Consider the following 17031-nt stretch of genomic DNA (forward strand, 5'->3'; position numbering starts at 1 on the left):
CCAGCGTTCGTCCTGAGCCAGGATCAAACTCTCAATAAAAGTTTGAAATCAAGCGAATGAATCGCTGGCTCGAAAATCGATCTCGTAACACTCGTTTAGTTTTCAAGGATCAATCGTTTGCCGCCGAAGCGACGTCTACTAATTTATCACGTTGCGAACTGAAATGCAACAAGAAAATAGTGGTTGCGGGGACAGGACTTGAACCTGCGACCTTCGGGTTATGAGCCCGACGAGCTGCCAACTGCTCCACCCCGCGACGACACAGACAGGAAAGTCCCGACGTTGCTACCCTTCACACGCAACGCCTTCTCCCTTTTGGTGAGCCATGAAGGACTCGAACCTTCGACCCGCTGATTAAAAGTCAGCTGCTCTACCAACTGAGCTAATGACTCGCATCAACAAGGATTATGTTAACACAGAGCGATCATTCAGACAACATTCTCAACACGCACTCCCGAAACAAAACAGAGCAATCCGTTGACCCAACTCCGGCCACATACGAAATCCTGCTCATATCTCGCGATCCCTTCCGATCCAAGAAAAAAGAATATAGAAAAAGAGACTCGATCACAAGGATCGAGTCTCTTTTTATCTTTTGGAGCGGAAGACGGGATTCGAACCCGCGACCCTCGCCTTGGCAAGGCGATGCTCTACCCCTGAGCCACTTCCGCATGCTTGATGATATGGTGGCTCGGGACGGAATCGAACCGCCGACACGAGGATTTTCAGTCCTCTGCTCTACCAACTGAGCTACCGAGCCGTATACATTTAAAGAAAAATGGCGGAGCTGACGGGATTCGAACCCGCGGTCTCCCGCGTGACAGGCGGGCATGTTAGGCCACTACACCACAGCTCCATGTGGTTGCGGGGACAGGACTTGAACCTGCGACCTTCGGGTTATGAGCCCGACGAGCTGCCAACTGCTCCACCCCGCGATGGTGTGTCTCTACGAGACATGGTCGTTATGAAAATGGTGGAGGTTGACGGGATCGAACCGCCGACCCTCTGCTTGTAAGGCAGATGCTCTCCCAGCTGAGCTAAACCTCCAAAATGGTGACTCGTACGGGATTCGAACCCGTGAATGCCGCCTTGAAAGGGCGGTGAGTTAAGCCGCTTCTCCAACGAGCCAAATGGTGCCCTTTACCGGAATCGAACCGATGACCTCATCCTTACCATGGATGCGCTCTACCGACTGAGCTAAAAGGGCGTGGCTCCTCGAACAGGATTCGAACCTGTGACCATCCGATTAACAGTCGGGCGCTCTACCAGCTGAGCTATCGAGGAATAATGGTGGAGATAAGCGGATTCGAACCGCTGACCCCCTGCTTGCAAGGCAGGTGCTCTACCAACTGAGCTATACCCCCATTAAAGTGGTGCCTGAGAAGGGACTCGAACCCCCACGGTCTCCCGGTCGATTTTGAGTCGACTGCGTCTGCCATTCCGCCACTCAGGCATGAAGTTGTAAAAAACTGGCTGGGGAGGAAGGGATCGAACCTTCGCATGACGGAGTCAAAGTCCGTTGCCTTACCGCTTGGCGACTCCCCAACAAGTAAAGTAATGATGGTAGCGGCGGAGGGACTTGAACCCCCGACCCTTCGGGTATGAACCGAATGCTCTAGCCAACTGAGCTACACCGCCATGATGGCGGAGAGAAGGGGATTCGAACCCCTGAGACGGTTTCCCGCCTACACGATTTCCAATCGTGCTCCTTCGACCAAGCTCGGACATCTCTCCATGATTGAATCATTTCTTACAAGTCGCTGTTTCTTTCGGCGACGGTTATTAGATTAACACACCGTCTCACTCGAAGTCAACAACTATTTTTCATTTTCTCGTTTTCATCACCGCGTCTCTCGCGGCGACAGGAGTAATCATAGCATGCCCCTGCCCGCTCCTCAATCATGCCATTCCGACAAAACGGGGCAATATCCGAGATCATCACGCCCGCTCCACGTCCCATCTCCCGCACTCGTCATTTTATCAGCCCATGCAGGGAATCCTCATGCAGATCAAGAAATTGTACTCAAAATCGATTTCCTATTTAGGAGGCTTCTCTTATGTCGCTCGGTTTTCACAACGGCGAGTTCATCGCCCTCGATCAGAAGATCATCCCCATCGACGAACGCGGACATCAATTCGGCGACGGCGTCTATGAGTTGATCAAAGTGTACAAAGGCGCTCCGTTCATGATGCGCGAACATCTGGTGCGCCTCGAAAAGAGCGCCAAAGCGATCCGCTTGCAACTGAACTACAGCATTGACCAATTAGAAGCGATCATCGCCGACGGTCTGCACCGCGCCGGTCTGGCCGGTCAGGATGCCGAAGTCTATATCCAGTCCACCCGCGGCATCGCCACCCGCCTGCACACCTTCCCGAACGTGGAAGCTTCGACGACGATGACCTTCCGCCCGGCCCGCGTCATCCCGGCCGAACTGCGCGAGCGCGGCGTGGCGATCACGCTGGCGGTCGACGAACGCTGGGCGAACTGCTACATAAAGTCGCTCAACCTGCTCCCGAACATCCTCGCCAAACAAGCGGCGGTCGACAACGGATACTATGAAGCGGTGTTCTTCCGTGACGGCTACATCACCGAAGGGTCGAGCACCAACGTCTACGCAGTCAAAGACGGGACCCTCTACACCCCGCCGGCCACTAAGCGCATTCTGCACGGCATCACCCGCCATGCGGTGCTCCGCCTCGCCCGCGAGCTGAACATCCCGGTGGTCGAGGAAGAGTTCACGCCCGATTTCCTCAGCAGCGGCGACGAGATCTTTATCTCCTCGACGACAATCGAAGTCCTGCCGGTCACCACGATTGAAGGACAGCCGGTCGGCAACGGCCAGCCAGGTCCGATCACGCGCCGTCTCTATGACGCGGTGATCGCCGATGCCACCCGCTAGCAGAAAGCATAGAAAAAAGACTTGATTCCCTGCCGAATCAAGTCTTTTTTTCTGTACGAAGCGAGCCTCGCCTATTTGACCTGCACCGCCTTGCGGTCCGTTTCTTCATAGACATCGCTGGCACTGTTCAATTGTTTGGACGTGGTCTCGATCGCTTCAGTGAGATGTTTCATCGCGTTGTTCCAGCGACGCCACATGTCGTTGAAGCTCCCCTCCGAACTGCCGCGCCACCCGGAGGTGACGCCTCCTGCTGTCGAGGCAAGATTGCCCCGGATGGAGTCGACCTGACTCATGACCGTCTTCATCTGAGAGCCTGCGCTCTCCAACTTGTCTGTGCTGACTTTGATCTGACCCAAAATGGATCACCTCCAAAACAAATTTCAATCGGTTCCAGTCAGCGAACAATCACATCAACTGGAAACCACAGGTCATTTTAGAAAAATATTGACAATAAGCATACTCTAAAATATGATATTGAATATAATATATTATACGGGTTGATGGATTTCAATCACTTTTTGTTCGCCAGCTAACACAACTTGTTACTAGCGAATAAAAACATAAAAAATATACACCAATGGGCTAAGGAGGCAACACACATGAACATTAAAGTCACTCCGCAGGACCTGCGCGAAACCGCACAACAACTGCAAAACGGTTCCCAACAAATCAACAGCACCCTCGCTACCCTCAAAGGTCGCGTAGACGCTTTGCAAAGCATCTGGCAAGGTCAAGCACACACCCAGTACAATGAGTACTACCAACAATGGAACCAAGCGGCGATCAAGCTGAACGAAGCACTGAACAACCTGTCCCAGCTGACCACCACCGCTGCGAACCAATTCGAAGAAGCGGACCAAAACATCGGCCGCATGTTCCAAGCTCGTTAATCTATCGCATCCATGCGATCGACAAAGAAGGTCTTTGCCCGATGGCAGAGGCCTTCTTTTTTCTGAGTTTCCGATCTTTCCCATTGGAGGTACTTCACGATGACGATGCTCAAAGAACAATCGGCCCCGCCGTTGCTGGTAACGATAGAAGGACTGTACGGGGCTGTAGACGTGGAGATTCCGGGCGATGTGGCCTTGGACACCCTTTTGCCTCATCTGCTTCAGCATCCGGCATTCACGCGTCAAAGCGACCCGTCCGATCCGCACCGTTGGACGTTCGGCATCAAAGGCGGCCAACGCTTTGATCTGAACAACACGCTGTACAACTACGGCGTGCTCGAAGGCATGGTGCTCCAACTCCAGCCGAGCGACCGCTACACCGATCCAGAACCGGAGATCGAACAGGAACTGTCGCTGCCAAACGACAACCGCCTGCTCGTGATCGACAAGGTCTCCAACTCATTTACCTCGATGTTCAAGAAAAAGAAGAAATAGAAAAAAGGCCCTCCCGCACGGGAAGGCCTTTTTTCTATTCTTCTGTCTGGGGCTGTTCGTCAAAGAACAGCTGCACCATGCGATTCTTCTGGTTGCGGCGGACGAGGTAGCCGCGTCCAGGCGGCAACAGTTCGGCACGCTGGTTGCCGAGGATCGGACCTTCGCCCGAATCGCCGTTCATGATGATGCCCGGCGTGCTCATCTCCTTCATCCGGGAGACGAACTGATCGAACGAACGGGACGTCCCGCCGACACGACGGGCAAGGATCGTGTGGAACCCGATGTCCTTCGCCTGCAGCAGGTAGTCCTGTAGCATCGAGATCGGGTTGCCCATCTGCGAAGCGACCATGTCAAAGTCGTCGCAGATCATAAAGTACTGCGGCCCTTCCCACGTCGCTTTGAGCGTCGGGGACAGTTCGGCCGACGAGATGCGCGGGTCGAGTTCAAAGCGCAGGTTCATCACCGCGTCGTTGACCATGTTGGAATTCCACGCGTATGTCTTCAGGTACGGCTGGTGCTCCGGTTGATACAGGAAGTCGTACATCGTGCGGCGGTAGTCGACGACGATGAACTGCACCTGCTCCGGCGTGTAGCGCTCCATCAGACCTTTCATGAGCACGCGCAGGAAATTGGTCTTGCCCGACTCCGAATCGCCGTAGAGCAGGAAGTGCGGGTCGCCTTTGATCAGGTCGATGCCGATCACGTCGAGGCGCGAGTCCTCAAGGCCCAGCGGCACGCCCGCCATTTGCAATTGCTGCGGCTGGACGTCGCCTTTGCGCACCAGGAACGGCAGGATGCGGATCGGCGGCGCCGGTTGCTCTTTCCACGCGTCGCGGGTCACTTGCACCATCGCGTCAATCGCCTTTTGCAGCGGCTCTTCGCTGTCGACGCCGTAGCCTTCCATGCGCGGCAGAGCTGCCTGGAACTGCAACCCTTCGCGGATCAGGCCGCGGCCTTCGATGTCTTTTGGCAGCGACAACGCCAGATTGCGGCCGACGTCCGAATCGGACGGGTCGTTCAGGCGCAGTTCGAGACGGCCGGTGATGTTGTCGCGCAGTTTGATGCGGATGTCCGCCCAGCGGTTCGCCGTCAGGATCACGTGGATGCCGTAGTTGAGACCCGCGGTGACCAGTTCGGTGACCTCGCCGTCGACCAGTTCGAAGAAATCGGTCTGGAGCTGCGCGATGTCATCGATGATCAAAAACACGTCGCCGTATACCGCGTCCGGCAGTTCTCCGTTGGCGCGTCGCTCGCGATAGGTCGCCATCGTGTCGATGCCCTTTTCCCGGAAATAGCGCTCCCGCTCTTCGATCAGGCCATGGACTTGGCGGATCAGCATCGGGAATTTCTCCCGGTCGCCCTTGCCGTAGACGGTGCCGATATGCGGTGCACCTTCGAGGCCGCGCAGCAGACCGCCGCCGAGGTCAACCGCGTAAAACTGCACGTCGGACGGTTTGTGCGTCATCATAAACGACGCGATGATCGTGCGAAGGATCGTGCTCTTGCCGGTCTGCGGCGCACCGACGACCATCAGGTGACCTTCATTGCCCAGGAAATCGAGGAGCAGCGGTTCCTGACGCTGCTGCATCGGGATGTCGAGCACGCCGACCGGGACTTTCAACAGTTTGCCGACCGGTCGGGTCGGCCAGTCCGAGCCGTTGAAGTACGGGTAGTTGCCGGAGTTGAACAACGTTTGCAGGAATTCCGGCGATTGGAACACTTTGCTCAGCGGCATGTTGCGCTCCAGAGGCGGCAACCAGACTTGATGGACATCCTGCTCGACGTATTTCACATAGTCGTTCAGGTGGCCGATCATCACTTCCATGTCGGTGCGCTTCGCTTGACTGGACGCTTCCTTGGTCGCGGCCGCCTCCGCATAGCCGTGGCCGAAGTCGACGATCTGACCGCTCGCGTTAAACTCCGCGATCTCAAGGCCTGTCTCTTCTTCCGCTCCGGCCGGCACGTAGGGGCTGGAGACGGACGCCGTTTTAAACAGGTCGTAGATGTGCGTGTCGACTTTGAAATAGCCGACGCCCGGATAGGACGGCAGGTAGAACGCGTCCGGAGTGCCGATGACGGTGCGGCTCTCCTGTTCGGAGAAGGTGCGCAGACACATCCGATAGCGCAGATGGCCTTCGAGGCCTTTCAAGCGACCTTCTTCCAAGCGCTGCGTCGCAAACAGCAAGTGAATCCCGATGGAACGGCCGATCCGGCCGATCTTGTTGAACAGGTCGATAAAGTCGGGACGCGCTGCCAGCAATTCGCCAAATTCGTCGATGATCAAGACGAGGTACGGCAGCGGCTTCATGTACGGCGAGCTTTGACGCTTGACTTGGTATTGCTTGATGTTGTCGAGGTTGCCCCCGTCACGGAGCGCCTTTTGACGGCGTTCCATCTCGCCCATCAGCGAGTCGTAGAAGCGGTCAATCATACCCGACTCGCCTTCGAGGTTGGTGATCATCCCCGCGCAGTGCGGCAGGGTGGCGAGCTCGGCAAAGCCTGCGCCGCCTTTGAAGTCGACGAAGATAAAGTTGATCATCTCCGCATCGTTGTTGATCGCAAGGCCGGTGACGAGCGTGCGAAGCGTCTCCGATTTACCGGAGCCGGTCGCGCCAATGATCAGGCCGTGCGGACCCATGCCGCCGTCGGCTGCCTCTTTGAGGTCGACGATGACCGGCTGGCCGTCGACGCGCACGCCGATGGGAGCACGCAGCACCGCTTCGCGGGGCTTCGGCTGCCAGGAGGTGGCCGGGTCGACGCGGTCGGCCGATTTCAAACCCATCACTTCGGTCATCTTGATCATGTCGGCCAGCGAGATCGATTCGGCTTTCTCGCTCTGGATCAGCGGTGCGAGGCCGCGGGCAATGCGTTCGCTGGTCTTGAGATCCATGCGGTCCGCTTCCGCCCCTTCGGCACGGCGGCCGCCGAACGCCACTTCTTCAAACATAAACTCGCCCTCTTCGCCGATGTGAATCCGCGCGTTGAAGGTGGACGGGATGCCATAGCGGCCGTCGACCAGGGAGATGACGGTGATGCCCGCCTCCGAAGCCGATTCGAACAGTTCGGCCATCGCCGACGACTGGGAGACCAGCGAGTTCAGGTCGATCCCGTCGAGGATGAGGAACTGATGCGCTTCGGCGAGCATCGGGTTTGGCTTTTTCTCTTCGCGAGCTTTTTTCGCTTGCATCAGGCGCGGCAGCACCTGTTCGTTGAACATCTGGATAAAGTCGTTCGGGTTGTTCGCCATGTAGCACAGCGATTTCCCTTTCGACGAGCCTTTCTTGGAACGGGGACGGCGAGCATGCGGCAACCATTTGAACCACTGCCACTGGTTCTCCACTTCTTTGGAGAAATAAGCGAGCATCTGCACGTCCTCCGGCGCGTGGAACACGGCGACCTGCGAGAGGATGGCGCGCACCATCTCCTGCGTCATGTGCCGCTTGCCGCGAATCGCCAGCGAGTTGATGTTTTTCAGGTTGAGCTCCACCGGAGCGCCGTTTACCTTTTCAAACTTTTGTACGAGCGACTGACCGCGGTAGATCAGGTTTTTGTCGTACTCAGTAAACGGGTTTTCATCCATTTCGAGCTTCGGCTTGCTGGACAGCGGCACCGAGCCGCGCCCCATCGCGACAGTCAGGAAGTCTTCGTCGCTGCGGTTGCGCTCCCAGATCCGTTCGCGCTGTTCGACGAGCGAGACCATCTCCTGCGGCTGCGGGAACAGCGTGGAGTAGTACCGCATCTGGTGCGCGACCACCTGCTCCAGTTTGTCGTTTTGCTGATCGAGGTATTGGATGTATTTCTTTTTGACGGAGCGTTGCTGCGACATGCGGTTTTGGCTCTGATGGATCGACTGGATGATCGCACCGGTGATCGAAACGGCCGCCATGACGCCGGCCATGATCGCCATCGTCGGATTATTAAAGACGAAGACACCGGCGAGCGCCCCGCAGCTGGTCAGCAGGGCCATGACGATCGCCATAAACAGCATGCCTTTGTTCGGCGGCTGCAACGGCGGCGGCGCGACGACCTTGATCTCGCCTTTGGGCAACGGATCCGGGTAGGTGCGGGCTGGTCTGTAATACTGAATTCCGTTCATGAGGACCTCCTATTTCTTGTTGAACAGCCGACCGAGCAGTCCTTTGCCGACCTTTTCTTCTTCGTTGGCACGCAGGAAGTTTTCCGGGATCAGCAAGCGCAGGATCGGCATCAACTGGCCGTCGAGTTCATCGTCGATCTCGAGGAAGCGGGCTTCCCAAGCGGCTTTGTACAGATTTTTGACCGACTGCGCGCCGATGTGCGTCAAGGGCTTGTCCGGCAGACATTGATTGAGCAATTTGTGGTCGACGCCGGAGGTGTCCTTGTTGACGACGACGTGCAGGTCGAGGTGTCCCTCGTCTTGCAACATCATCAGTTCTTTCAGGAAATAATACTCCTCCGTCGCCTGTCTCCCCTCCGACGGCGGCAGCAAACGCTGCAGCAGCACCGGATCGGGATCGACGACGAGAAACACATGATCAAACTCGCGCAACACATCCTCCGTCATAAACTCCGGCTGGAAGGTCGCATCATACAAAATAATCGGCGAATGGCGCAGTTCGTAGATCAGCTCGCGGATCTCTTCCTGTGAGATCTCGCCGTTTGGCATGCCGGGATGGTTGAGATACATGGCGATGCCTTCATAGAGCAATTCCGACTCTTTTTTCAATGCGCCGTGACCCAACACGTGAAACGGCGGCTTGTACTCTGGCGACAGGTCGGCGACGTTGAGGTGGTCATACAGCGTCGGACGGTTGGCCGGATGCTCGACCAGCGTGCAGTGCAGGCTGCGGGAAGCGATAGCCGAGGCCAGCGTGCTCGCGACAAACGTCGCGCCCGCGCGCGGGGTGAGGTTCATGACCAGACAGACTTTAGACTGCATCGAGACGTAGGAGTGGACGGGCACGGCGACTTTGACCTGCCGCTCGACGATCCGCTCTTTCTCGATGATCTTTTCGACTTCGACGATCTTTTCTTTTTCAATAATGCGGACCGGGCCGCGACGTTCTTCTTCGTCAGGATCGACCGGGCGAAGCGGTCCGACCGGCTCGTCCTTGGCTTCCAAAAGCGGTGCGATGCGGCGGACGATCAGGTTGCCCACGTCGCGCAGATCGCCAAAGAACAGCACGATCTCCACGTTGTGCCGCTTGGCGAGTTCACTCGCCTCCTGGCTCCACCACAAGGTCGGGTCCAAGATGATCAGGTCATAACGGCCTGACGACAGCAGGTGTTGCAGGTCGTCTGCCGAGGCGAGGTTTTCGCTCCACTCGATCACCGAATGGGGCAAAGTCGCCCGCAGACGCTGGTATTGGTCAGGGGACTGGAAGGCGCAGATTAACTTCATAGCCGTGGCTCACCTCGTGGTGTAAACTGAATTGCTTTGGGTTTCCAGATACGTTTTATTATAGAATAAGTAGGAAATTCATACAATCAAGAGATGCAAAAACTCCCGGGGAAACCGGGAGTTTTTACTGGTTGTAAAAGGCCTTCTCGCGTTTTAATGCGTTTGATTCGAATCGAAGTCGTCACGCGAAGACTTGTCGGCGTGGTAGAACATCACGTCACCGTCATACAACCGGAACACGTTTCCGTACGGGTCGGTGACGGAGTGCTGGAAGCCTTCCAATCGCCACTGGTTGTCCCAGTTGGACACGTTCGATGCCCGCATGTATTGCAGGTGCGGATGGGTGACATCTCGGTTGCGGACCGTCTCGATCTTGAAGTTGACGATGATGTAGCCGTCGCGCAGCCACAATTTCGACTTGTCATCCAGCCCGCCGTTGAGCCGTCCCCACTCGGCGATGTTCGTGTTTGCCGGCACGACGTACGGCGCGGCCGGCAGCGCATACTCGCCGTACCACTTCTGCTCGGCGACGAGCGCGCGGTCGGGGTCGACGCTGTACGGGATGTTGGTCTTCGGACCGATGAACGTGCGCAGGTGGCGGGTCAGGAGCAGGTAGTCCCACCAGCCGATCTCCGTCTTGCGGAGCGATTGCTGGTAGTACGCGTTGTACCCTTCTGTATAGAAGGGAGCGGTATCCAGCATCTCCTGCCGCGGCACGTTGCGCAGCGGTTCGCCGAGGACCGTGTAGCGTTTTTCCAGATCTTCAGGCGAGCCGATTTTGATGTACTTGCGATCCTGGCTGCGGATGTAGTACAGATCGACCGGCTGACGTCCGGTGCCGTTTTTATATACAAATTCGAACGTCGGCGTGATCTGGATGCCGTCTCCGTCGCCAAACATGTTGCCTTTGGTCTTCATGTCGAACTTGAAATGGTACCCGGTCTTAACCGAGATGTTTTTCTTGCCCGCATTCGGGTGGCTCCCGGAGAGGATCGACAGGTGGTACGGGTTTGGATTGCCCCGCACGTCGCCGTCGATGTCCTGTCCGCCGACCCAGTAGGACTGCCCGGTCGGCGTGACGCCGTCCGACTGCCGGAACACCGACTGCCAGTTGTAGTCGGCGATGTCGGTGATGTGGAAGTCATACAGTCTCCCGATGACTTCCACATCGACGGTGTCGGTCGCGACGTAGTAATTTTCGAGCTGCGTGTTGGCGTCCTGCTGCCAGCCAAATCCGGAGATCGGCGAGTTGATCGCGATCTGGCGGAAATAGACGGTGTAGTCGCCCTCGTCCACCCAGACCGGGAGGAAGAACCACATCCGCTCTTGGTTCACCGGCACCTCGATCCAGTTGCCTGCCTCGACGTACATTCGCTTGTCGGCGCCCACCCATACGTCGAATTCAAACTGGACCTGCTTTTGCTTCGTGTACTTGGCATAGTCACGGTTGCCGTAGCCAAGGATCGACCGGTGCATGCCGTCTGTCGGCATGTCGACATAGAACGGACGGTCGAGGATAAACGATTTGCGAGCTGCGTTCGGCACCGTCTTTTGGTTGAACTGCGGTTCGTCCGACGTGTCGGAGTAGTTCACCACAGGTGTGTGGACGGTGACGTTGTTGATCCCCGGGATCTCCTTTTGGAAAGAGGAGGTCGAAGGATGAACAGCGCCTGCGTTCATTTTGTAGTGGATCGTACCGGAACTCGTCGCGTCCTTTTTGTTGCGCAGAGTCGGCTCGATGGTGAGATCTTTTCGGTAGAGCACGTTCTCGCCAACCTGACTCGCTTTGGCGATGTCGCCCGGATCGGGAGTCTTTTCCTCATGCCAATCGTTGTTCATCACCGTGGTGGTGGTCTTGTAGACAAACGGCAGTTTGTCGTTGCGGACCTTGATCTTTTTGATCGCCGCCTCCGCCTTGTCAGTCCAGTCCTCCGGTGTGACAGCTGGCGGCGTGGTGCCGCCCGTCAGCGATACGCTGGGCAGAGTCTGCACTTTGGTGTACTGCGGCTCTTGGATGTGCTCCGTCTCGGCCTCCGAGTGCCAGATGCCGCTCAAACCGACCGGCGTGTACCCGTTCGGAGTCAGCGTCACCTCGCCGTTTGGCAGGGCGTAGTTTTTCACGTTGGCTTTTTCCACGTCATAGACGTCGAGGTTGTCGATGATCCAGTACGAGTAGAGTCGGTCGATCTGGTACGTCTGCTCCACGTCGATCTTGTCGCTCATCGGCTTGTCGCACGTCGTCTCCCCGCAAGGCACTTTCTCCGTCCACGAGCGGTTGAACGTCTTTTTAAACGTGATCTCGTACGTCTTTTTGTCGGAGATCTGTTGGAACGTGTATTTGTAGAGATAGTCCTTGGTGAAAGCGTTGACGTAAAGGTCTTCCGAAGTCGGGATGCCATCCAGCACGTTGAACATCTCGGCATTTCGGTTGTCTGCTTTCACGACCGCCCTTGGCTCAGGCTCCATGTCCTGCCCCGACTTGGTCTTTGCAGCAGGCGGAGTGAGCGGGTCGTACTCCGGCTTCGGCCAGGCTTCTCGATAGATCCCGACGATGTTGTCACCGCCGATGGAGACCTCGATGGCTGTTTTCACGGTGGCGGCTGTGTCGGGGATGTTGGTATTGTCGTTCATTTTGATGCCGGGATCACCTTTTCGCTCACTGTAGGTGCGGACCAATTCGTAGGTCTTAGAACCTTGCGTGAACTTGACCGGGAAATCATGGGAGGCATCATCACCTGACTTGCAACCGGTCGGGCATTGGGCCGCCTTTTGAGACTTCAAGGTGGTACCGCCGGTCTCCAGTTTGTAGAGGACGTCTACCGGATAGTCGGAGGCGGATCGCCATGTGACTTCCACGTCGTAGTACTGCGGGAAGTCATTTAGCGTTGCACCTCCCCAACCCTCGGCTGCCCGAATGCCGTCCAACGTATAGATCGGACCTTCACGACGTTGACCCGTCTCGGCGTTGTAGGTTTCAAAGATGGCGCTCATATAAAACGTGGCTCCATCTTTTGTTCCGAGTATCTTGGCTTTGGCAAAGACATTGACAACCTCAGCTTTCGTAATTGTAAATACATTCACGAGATTATCATCGCCCGAACCGCAAAAATCCTCATATTTGGCTGGTACTGCAGGGTAGCCGGGACTGCCTCCGTTGCAATCATAGTCAACCGAAGCATCTTGTACGGAACCGATGGGTGCATAATTGGGAGCACAATTTGACTTTGAGGAATCGTCACAGCGGCGTTCTTTATGAACCATCCAGCCAATTGTTCGGTACCGGATGCTGGTTTTCGCTTTTGTCGCTTTTGTAATGACCGTTACCGTTCCATCTGAAACGAGTACAACCGCACCGTTAATATCAGCTGCCCGTAAATCTGGTAAAACGGGGATCATTAAACAGACGATCAGAAAAGCCACTAGCAGCTTTCGAAGAGTCTGAGGCAAGACAGGCACCTCCTACTCAGATTTCCAGACCATTGCATTGTTGAACAGCATCGCCAACGGATTGATTTTCACATATGGAGCCCAATCGCCGCCCACTTCTGACATCATCTCTACATCGACAAACCCTTCGTACCAAACTCCCTTTTCAAATGGCCCCATTTTTGCTCCGTCGAATGATTGATCATAGAGCAAGGTCTCGTACTTATTGAAGCTCACAAAACGAAACTTCACACGAGCCGGAACTTTGAAGGTGTCTCCTAACGAAGTATCGACGATCATTGATGGCTCCGGCTGCAGGTACCCTTCCACGATGATCTTGTTTTCCTTAACCCAGTTGACATAGTCTTTCAGGAAATACAGGTGATCCATATTATGAGCTCGATACTGATACGCTTCATCCGCCCAATTCGAACCGATCGTCCGATAGTCCATGTTCAGGATCAGAGCGTAGTGCTTTCGAATCATATCCATCCACTTATCTACATTTTCTTTGCTGAACTCCGGTTTTTGGAAGAGCTGTTTGGTCGTAAGCACTTCTAAGCCATCTGGTTCTTCGGTTTTGCGCATCTCATAGAACCCGTTTGGTACGTCTTCTAGGATGTAAGGATAGTTCTGCGCGTTTTTCGGCAGATTGGTGGTCCGGATTTTCCGGCCGTACGGATCGTACTGTGCCTTCGCGTCAAACGCGTCAGTCTTGATCGTGACCTGTTGGTTGGTGCCGTCCCAAGAGACTTGGCCTACCAGCGATTCGGTGACGAAGCGCAACGGCACGAACGTGCGGTTGTTGTGCAGGATGACCGAGGTGTCGAGAGCTTTATCCGTACCGTCTACGGTCGCTTTCGGCTGTCCGACGCGTAGTTTGATGTCCTTACCTTTGTATTGGATCGCGACCGTTTGGGTGTCACCAAGCCATTGGACGTTGGCTCCGAGGCTCTCTGTGATGAAACGAACCGGTACCATCGTGCGGTAATCGCTATTCACAAACGGATGTGCATCCGGGAACCAAACTTTTTTCCCGTTCACCACCACGCTGACATAAGACGGAGCATAACCCGCTTCTGCCACCGCCGGTACAGACCCCAGCGCGACAGTTGCTGCTAAGAGCAGACTCAAACCCTTTTTCATAACCCCTCATACCCCCGTAATAAATAATTTCACGTCAGTAAAAGTTTCTAGATAAAATGGACATTTCCTGCCAATATCCGAGAATAAGTCCATAAATAAACAAACAAAAAAGCGTCCGGTCAACGCCGAACGCCTTCTATTGATTCGCACAGCTCAGCGGGTGGTAGCCTTTGTCGGCCGCCTCTCGTTCGCTGGTGAATGTCTCTTGGGTGGTGTAGTTGAAGCCGCAGCTCGCTTTGTAGTAGTATTTCCGGCCGTTGAGCGTGGTGCCGTAGATCGGCGGGGCCTTGACGATGCGGCTGCCTCCGAGGGCGTAGTTGTTGTAGTAGCCGTCGCCCAGCGGAATGCCTTGGATGAAGGCGAGGAAACCGATGTCGTCGACTGTGTTGGTCCAGTCGTCGTCGCTCATTTGCGGCAAGGTGAACGTGTAGGTGATGCCCAGACGCTGCGTGCCGACGTTGTAGGAGTTGATGTAGTAGGTCAGGTCGTCTTGGATCAGTTTGACGATGGTGCTGCGGCGGACTTGGTCAAAGTGGTCGCCTTCGGTGGCGTTTGGCTGATGGTCGATCAGCGGCACTTCGACTTCGCCACAGCGTAACGTGTTGACATCAGACCTCAGTGCGTCCCGTTTGCCTGTCGTCCATTTGTTGCAGTAGCGGTCATAGACGGTGACTTGATCGTCGAGGGTAAACGAGAGCGTGTTGCCGTAGTTGTCGCTGTAGGCGTATGGCTTTTTCGGCAGCCAGACGTGTTTGTACAGGAGCTCGCCGGTCGTGGTGCGGTACTCCTGCGGGGTGTAGATCCAGTAGCCGTCATAGTCGACGACCGCGAGGGCCGGGATGTAGCGAAGCAGGTTTTGCTGGCCGATGGGGTCGTCGTCGACGTTGAAGTTGAGGTAGAGCGTTTTTAAGAAGGCGGCGAGGGCCTCTTCTTTGTTGGCTCTGTATTTTTTGGACGAGTCGTAGCCCGCTTCATAGGGCTGGCTGGAGTTGATCGTCAGGGCGACGCCCGCGTCTTGAACGGCCGCTTCGATGGCGGCGTTGAAGAGCAGTTCGTTGTTCATCGTGAACTTTTGCTCTTTGATTTTAAAGTCGTTGAGGACGAGGAACGGGCAGACGATCATGACGAAGATGATGGCGTAGTTAATAATCTTCATTTTCCACCATCCCTCCGTACGGGATGACGATCCGCTCGTTTGGCGTGTTGCCGCCGGTCAGGATGTCGCGGACGACGGTGGCGTTGGTGCGGTTGGTGTTGGTGACGGTGACTTTGAATGTGTCGCCGACCGACATTTTGTAAAAGCGGCTGGGATCGAGCACGGTCCGTTGTTTGGAGCCAAGGGCAGGCTCGTAGCCTGGGAACAATGTTTTCGTGATCTCCCCGGTCGGAAACGCTTGGTACTGCACCTCGTAGCGGTCGAGGAAGATCGGTGTCGTGTCGGTTGGCAGGCGTGTGCCGGCGGTGACTCTCGCGTTGTGTTCTTCTGTGTAGCCGGGATCGCCTTGATGGAGGTAGACCGGGATGAATTGCTTGTGCTGATGCTCCATGACGATGTCGTAGGTGTTGCCGGTCTTTTCCAAGGCTTGGACCATGTCGGTGTACATGTTCGGGGAGACGTAGCCGAGGTTGCGGGCCGAGTCGACGAAGGAGGTGACCGCTTCCAGTGCGACGATGTAGGAGATGTCGTCTTGGCGTTCGTAGGTCTCGGAGATCGGGAACATGTAGAGCAGCAACACGGCGAGGATCAGGGCAAACGCTTTTGAGATAGTATCCATGATGGACTGTCACCTCCTAGTAGATTCTCGTGTAGCGGATGGATTGGAGGGAGCCGTCGTTGTTGCGGACGATGTGTGGCCGGTAGTCGTAGTAGGTGCTGATGTTGGAGACGCTGTGCTTGAAGATATCGAATGTTGCGGGATCGTAGGTGACGGCATCCACGGTGATCGGCACGCCGACGTCGGCGATCTGACGGACGCTCTGGAGCACGACGGAGCCGGAGACGACGTGTTCGTCTTCCGGGACCTGAAGTTGCATCTGCTGGGTCCGGTCGGACGCGGAGATGGCGTCGGCCGTGGAGTCGACGCTGGCGGTTACCGTTTGGAAGAGGTAGAAGCCGAGCGTTACGGCGGCGATGAAAAGGAAGACACCGAATGCGAGGAACATCGCTTTGCGTACGTTTTCACCCATAGATCACACCTCCTGTCGTGAAAGAAAGAATCCCTCCCCTCCGCATGGGAGAGGAGGGAGTGTGAATAGTACAAGGATATAGATTACGGCGCTACGCCTTCCTGACGGAAGATGATCGCGCGAACGTTGTTGCTCGCGTCATACACCAGGCTCGAATGGAAACGACCAGACGGGTTAACGTAGTTCGTACTCGATTCTTTAGTCGCACTGGTATTGACTGTCGGGTCAAGCGAAGAGTCAGTCGGTTTGCCAATTGTTACGGTCCCTTTCGTCGTTCCGCTGGTGGAGACGGTGTTGATGTACCATTGACCGCCCGGGTTGCGACCAGTGCGCACTAGGATACCGAACTGCGGTTGTTGCTCAAATTTGCGCAGAGCGTTGACGACTTGGCTGCCGGAGACGATCGTTTCGTCATATCCCGCAAAGACAGTAGCCGAGAGTTCCGTTTGGATGCTGGAGAAGTTATTCTGCGCCGATTTTGTTGCTTCTTGTGCCGAGATGAACATAATGACTGCGATGGTGATCAGTGCGATGGCGAGGAAGATACCTGCTGCCATGACGAGTGCTTTTTGAGCGTTACCCATGTTTCTTTTTCCCCTTTCATTCT

At 55.7% G+C, this 17031-nt stretch carries 12 protein-coding genes and 15 tRNA genes; 3 read left to right on the plus strand and 24 right to left on the minus strand.

Features of this window, described 5'->3' with window-relative positions; genetic code table 11:
- Positions 1 to 180: 180 nt before the first annotated feature.
- From OS242_RS19405 to OS242_RS19475, 15 genes are all read right to left on the minus strand, one after another.
- Positions 181 to 256 (minus strand) — tRNA-Met (locus tag OS242_RS19405).
- Positions 257 to 316: 60 nt separating this feature from the next.
- Positions 317 to 392: transfer RNA gene (locus tag OS242_RS19410), tRNA-Lys, on the minus strand.
- A 204-nt stretch (positions 393 to 596) separates the two neighbouring features.
- A tRNA-Gly gene (locus tag OS242_RS19415) sits at positions 597 to 671 on the minus strand.
- 13 nt (positions 672 to 684) lie between these two features.
- Positions 685 to 760: transfer RNA gene (locus OS242_RS19420), tRNA-Phe, on the minus strand.
- A 19-nt stretch (positions 761 to 779) separates the two neighbouring features.
- Positions 780 to 856, minus strand: a tRNA-Asp gene (locus OS242_RS19425).
- A 3-nt stretch (positions 857 to 859) separates the two neighbouring features.
- Positions 860 to 935: transfer RNA gene (locus OS242_RS19430), tRNA-Met, on the minus strand.
- Positions 936 to 971: 36 nt separating this feature from the next.
- Positions 972 to 1047 (minus strand) — tRNA-Val (locus OS242_RS19435).
- Positions 1048 to 1051: 4 nt separating this feature from the next.
- A tRNA-Glu gene (locus tag OS242_RS19440) sits at positions 1052 to 1128 on the minus strand.
- Between the two features lie 3 nt (positions 1129 to 1131).
- Positions 1132 to 1207: transfer RNA gene (locus OS242_RS19445), tRNA-Thr, on the minus strand.
- A 1-nt stretch (position 1208) separates the two neighbouring features.
- A tRNA-Asn gene (locus tag OS242_RS19450) sits at positions 1209 to 1284 on the minus strand.
- 4 nt (positions 1285 to 1288) lie between these two features.
- A tRNA-Ala gene (locus OS242_RS19455) sits at positions 1289 to 1364 on the minus strand.
- Positions 1365 to 1371: 7 nt separating this feature from the next.
- Positions 1372 to 1453 (minus strand) — tRNA-Leu (locus OS242_RS19460).
- A gap of 17 nt (positions 1454 to 1470) precedes the next feature.
- A tRNA-Gln gene (locus OS242_RS19465) sits at positions 1471 to 1545 on the minus strand.
- A 16-nt stretch (positions 1546 to 1561) separates the two neighbouring features.
- Positions 1562 to 1638 (minus strand) — tRNA-Met (locus tag OS242_RS19470).
- 4 nt (positions 1639 to 1642) lie between these two features.
- Positions 1643 to 1734: transfer RNA gene (locus OS242_RS19475), tRNA-Ser, on the minus strand.
- Between the two features lie 323 nt (positions 1735 to 2057).
- On the opposite strand from OS242_RS19475, the gene dat reads away from it, so the two are divergent.
- Entirely contained in the window at positions 2058 to 2900 is an 843-nt protein-coding gene (gene dat, locus OS242_RS19480; protein WP_267153359.1) for a D-amino-acid transaminase, read from the plus strand.
- A gap of 71 nt (positions 2901 to 2971) precedes the next feature.
- Here dat and OS242_RS19485 read toward each other — a convergent pair whose 3' ends face one another.
- Complete coding sequence (locus tag OS242_RS19485) at positions 2972 to 3256, minus strand: WXG100 family type VII secretion target (RefSeq protein ID WP_267153360.1); 285 nt, start codon at positions 3254 to 3256, stop codon at positions 2972 to 2974.
- A 243-nt stretch (positions 3257 to 3499) separates the two neighbouring features.
- Here OS242_RS19485 and OS242_RS19490 point away from each other — a divergent pair, with 243 nt between their 5' ends.
- Complete coding sequence (locus OS242_RS19490) at positions 3500 to 3790, plus strand: WXG100 family type VII secretion target (RefSeq protein WP_267153361.1); 291 nt, start codon at positions 3500 to 3502, stop codon at positions 3788 to 3790.
- Between the two features lie 99 nt (positions 3791 to 3889).
- Positions 3890 to 4285, plus strand: a complete 396-nt coding sequence (locus OS242_RS19495) for an EsaB/YukD family protein (protein WP_267153362.1) — start codon at positions 3890 to 3892, stop codon at positions 4283 to 4285.
- A gap of 34 nt (positions 4286 to 4319) precedes the next feature.
- Here the strand turns inward: OS242_RS19495 and eccCa are convergent, their stop codons facing one another.
- From eccCa to OS242_RS19535, 8 genes are all read right to left on the minus strand, one after another.
- Positions 4320 to 8381: a type VII secretion protein EccCa gene (gene eccCa / locus OS242_RS19500; protein ID WP_267153363.1), complete on the minus strand. Its 4062-nt coding sequence runs from the start codon at positions 8379 to 8381 to the stop codon at positions 4320 to 4322.
- Positions 8382 to 8390: 9 nt separating this feature from the next.
- A complete protein-coding gene (locus OS242_RS19505; protein ID WP_267153364.1) occupies positions 8391 to 9665 on the minus strand; it encodes a hypothetical protein in 1275 nt (424 codons plus the stop codon).
- A gap of 153 nt (positions 9666 to 9818) precedes the next feature.
- Positions 9819 to 12656 carry a DUF5704 domain-containing protein gene (locus OS242_RS19510; protein WP_267153365.1) on the minus strand — a complete coding sequence of 946 codons (2838 nt, stop codon included), beginning with the start codon at positions 12654 to 12656 and terminating at the stop codon, positions 9819 to 9821.
- Between the two features lie 468 nt (positions 12657 to 13124).
- Positions 13125 to 14237, minus strand: coding sequence for a copper amine oxidase N-terminal domain-containing protein (locus OS242_RS19515; RefSeq protein ID WP_267153366.1), 1113 nt, complete (start codon positions 14235 to 14237; stop codon positions 13125 to 13127).
- Positions 14238 to 14373: 136 nt separating this feature from the next.
- A complete protein-coding gene (locus OS242_RS19520; RefSeq protein WP_267153367.1) occupies positions 14374 to 15393 on the minus strand; it encodes a hypothetical protein in 1020 nt (339 codons plus the stop codon).
- Positions 15380 to 16012, minus strand: a complete 633-nt coding sequence (locus tag OS242_RS19525) for a hypothetical protein (RefSeq protein WP_267153368.1) — start codon at positions 16010 to 16012, stop codon at positions 15380 to 15382. Before OS242_RS19525 ends, OS242_RS19520 begins: the two co-directional genes overlap by 14 nt.
- A gap of 16 nt (positions 16013 to 16028) precedes the next feature.
- Entirely contained in the window at positions 16029 to 16424 is a 396-nt protein-coding gene (locus OS242_RS19530; RefSeq protein ID WP_267153369.1) for a hypothetical protein, read from the minus strand.
- An 83-nt stretch (positions 16425 to 16507) separates the two neighbouring features.
- Positions 16508 to 17008 (minus strand): ABC transporter permease, encoded by a 501-nt coding sequence (locus OS242_RS19535; RefSeq protein ID WP_267153370.1) that lies wholly within the window; start codon positions 17006 to 17008, stop codon positions 16508 to 16510.
- Between the last annotated feature and the right edge of the window lie 23 nt (positions 17009 to 17031).

It is taken from the genome of Tumebacillus lacus (assembly GCF_026410385.1).
In the GTDB taxonomy this organism is placed as follows: Bacteria; Bacillota; Bacilli; order Tumebacillales; family Tumebacillaceae; genus Tumebacillus; species Tumebacillus lacus.

What these genes read in the sequence shown, in the direction of transcription:
- dat (WP_267153359.1), top strand. Translation starts at nt 2,058, where the DNA reads ATGTCGCTCGGTTTTCACAACGGCGAGTTCATCGCCCTCGATCAGAAG.
- OS242_RS19490 (WP_267153361.1), top strand. Translation starts at nt 3,500, where the DNA reads ATGAACATTAAAGTCACTCCGCAGGACCTGCGCGAAACCGCACAACAA.
- OS242_RS19495 (WP_267153362.1), top strand. Translation starts at nt 3,890, where the DNA reads ATGACGATGCTCAAAGAACAATCGGCCCCGCCGTTGCTGGTAACGATA.
- eccCa (WP_267153363.1), bottom strand. Translation starts at nt 8,381, where the DNA reads ATGAACGGAATTCAGTATTACAGACCAGCCCGCACCTACCCGGATCCG.
- OS242_RS19505 (WP_267153364.1), bottom strand. Translation starts at nt 9,665, where the DNA reads ATGAAGTTAATCTGCGCCTTCCAGTCCCCTGACCAATACCAGCGTCTG.
- OS242_RS19510 (WP_267153365.1), bottom strand. Translation starts at nt 12,656, where the DNA reads ATGAGCGCCATCTTTGAAACCTACAACGCCGAGACGGGTCAACGTCGT.
- OS242_RS19515 (WP_267153366.1), bottom strand. Translation starts at nt 14,237, where the DNA reads ATGAAAAAGGGTTTGAGTCTGCTCTTAGCAGCAACTGTCGCGCTGGGG.
- OS242_RS19520 (WP_267153367.1), bottom strand. Translation starts at nt 15,393, where the DNA reads ATGAAGATTATTAACTACGCCATCATCTTCGTCATGATCGTCTGCCCG.
- OS242_RS19525 (WP_267153368.1), bottom strand. Translation starts at nt 16,012, where the DNA reads ATGGATACTATCTCAAAAGCGTTTGCCCTGATCCTCGCCGTGTTGCTG.
- OS242_RS19530 (WP_267153369.1), bottom strand. Translation starts at nt 16,424, where the DNA reads ATGGGTGAAAACGTACGCAAAGCGATGTTCCTCGCATTCGGTGTCTTC.
- OS242_RS19535 (WP_267153370.1), bottom strand. Translation starts at nt 17,008, where the DNA reads ATGGGTAACGCTCAAAAAGCACTCGTCATGGCAGCAGGTATCTTCCTC.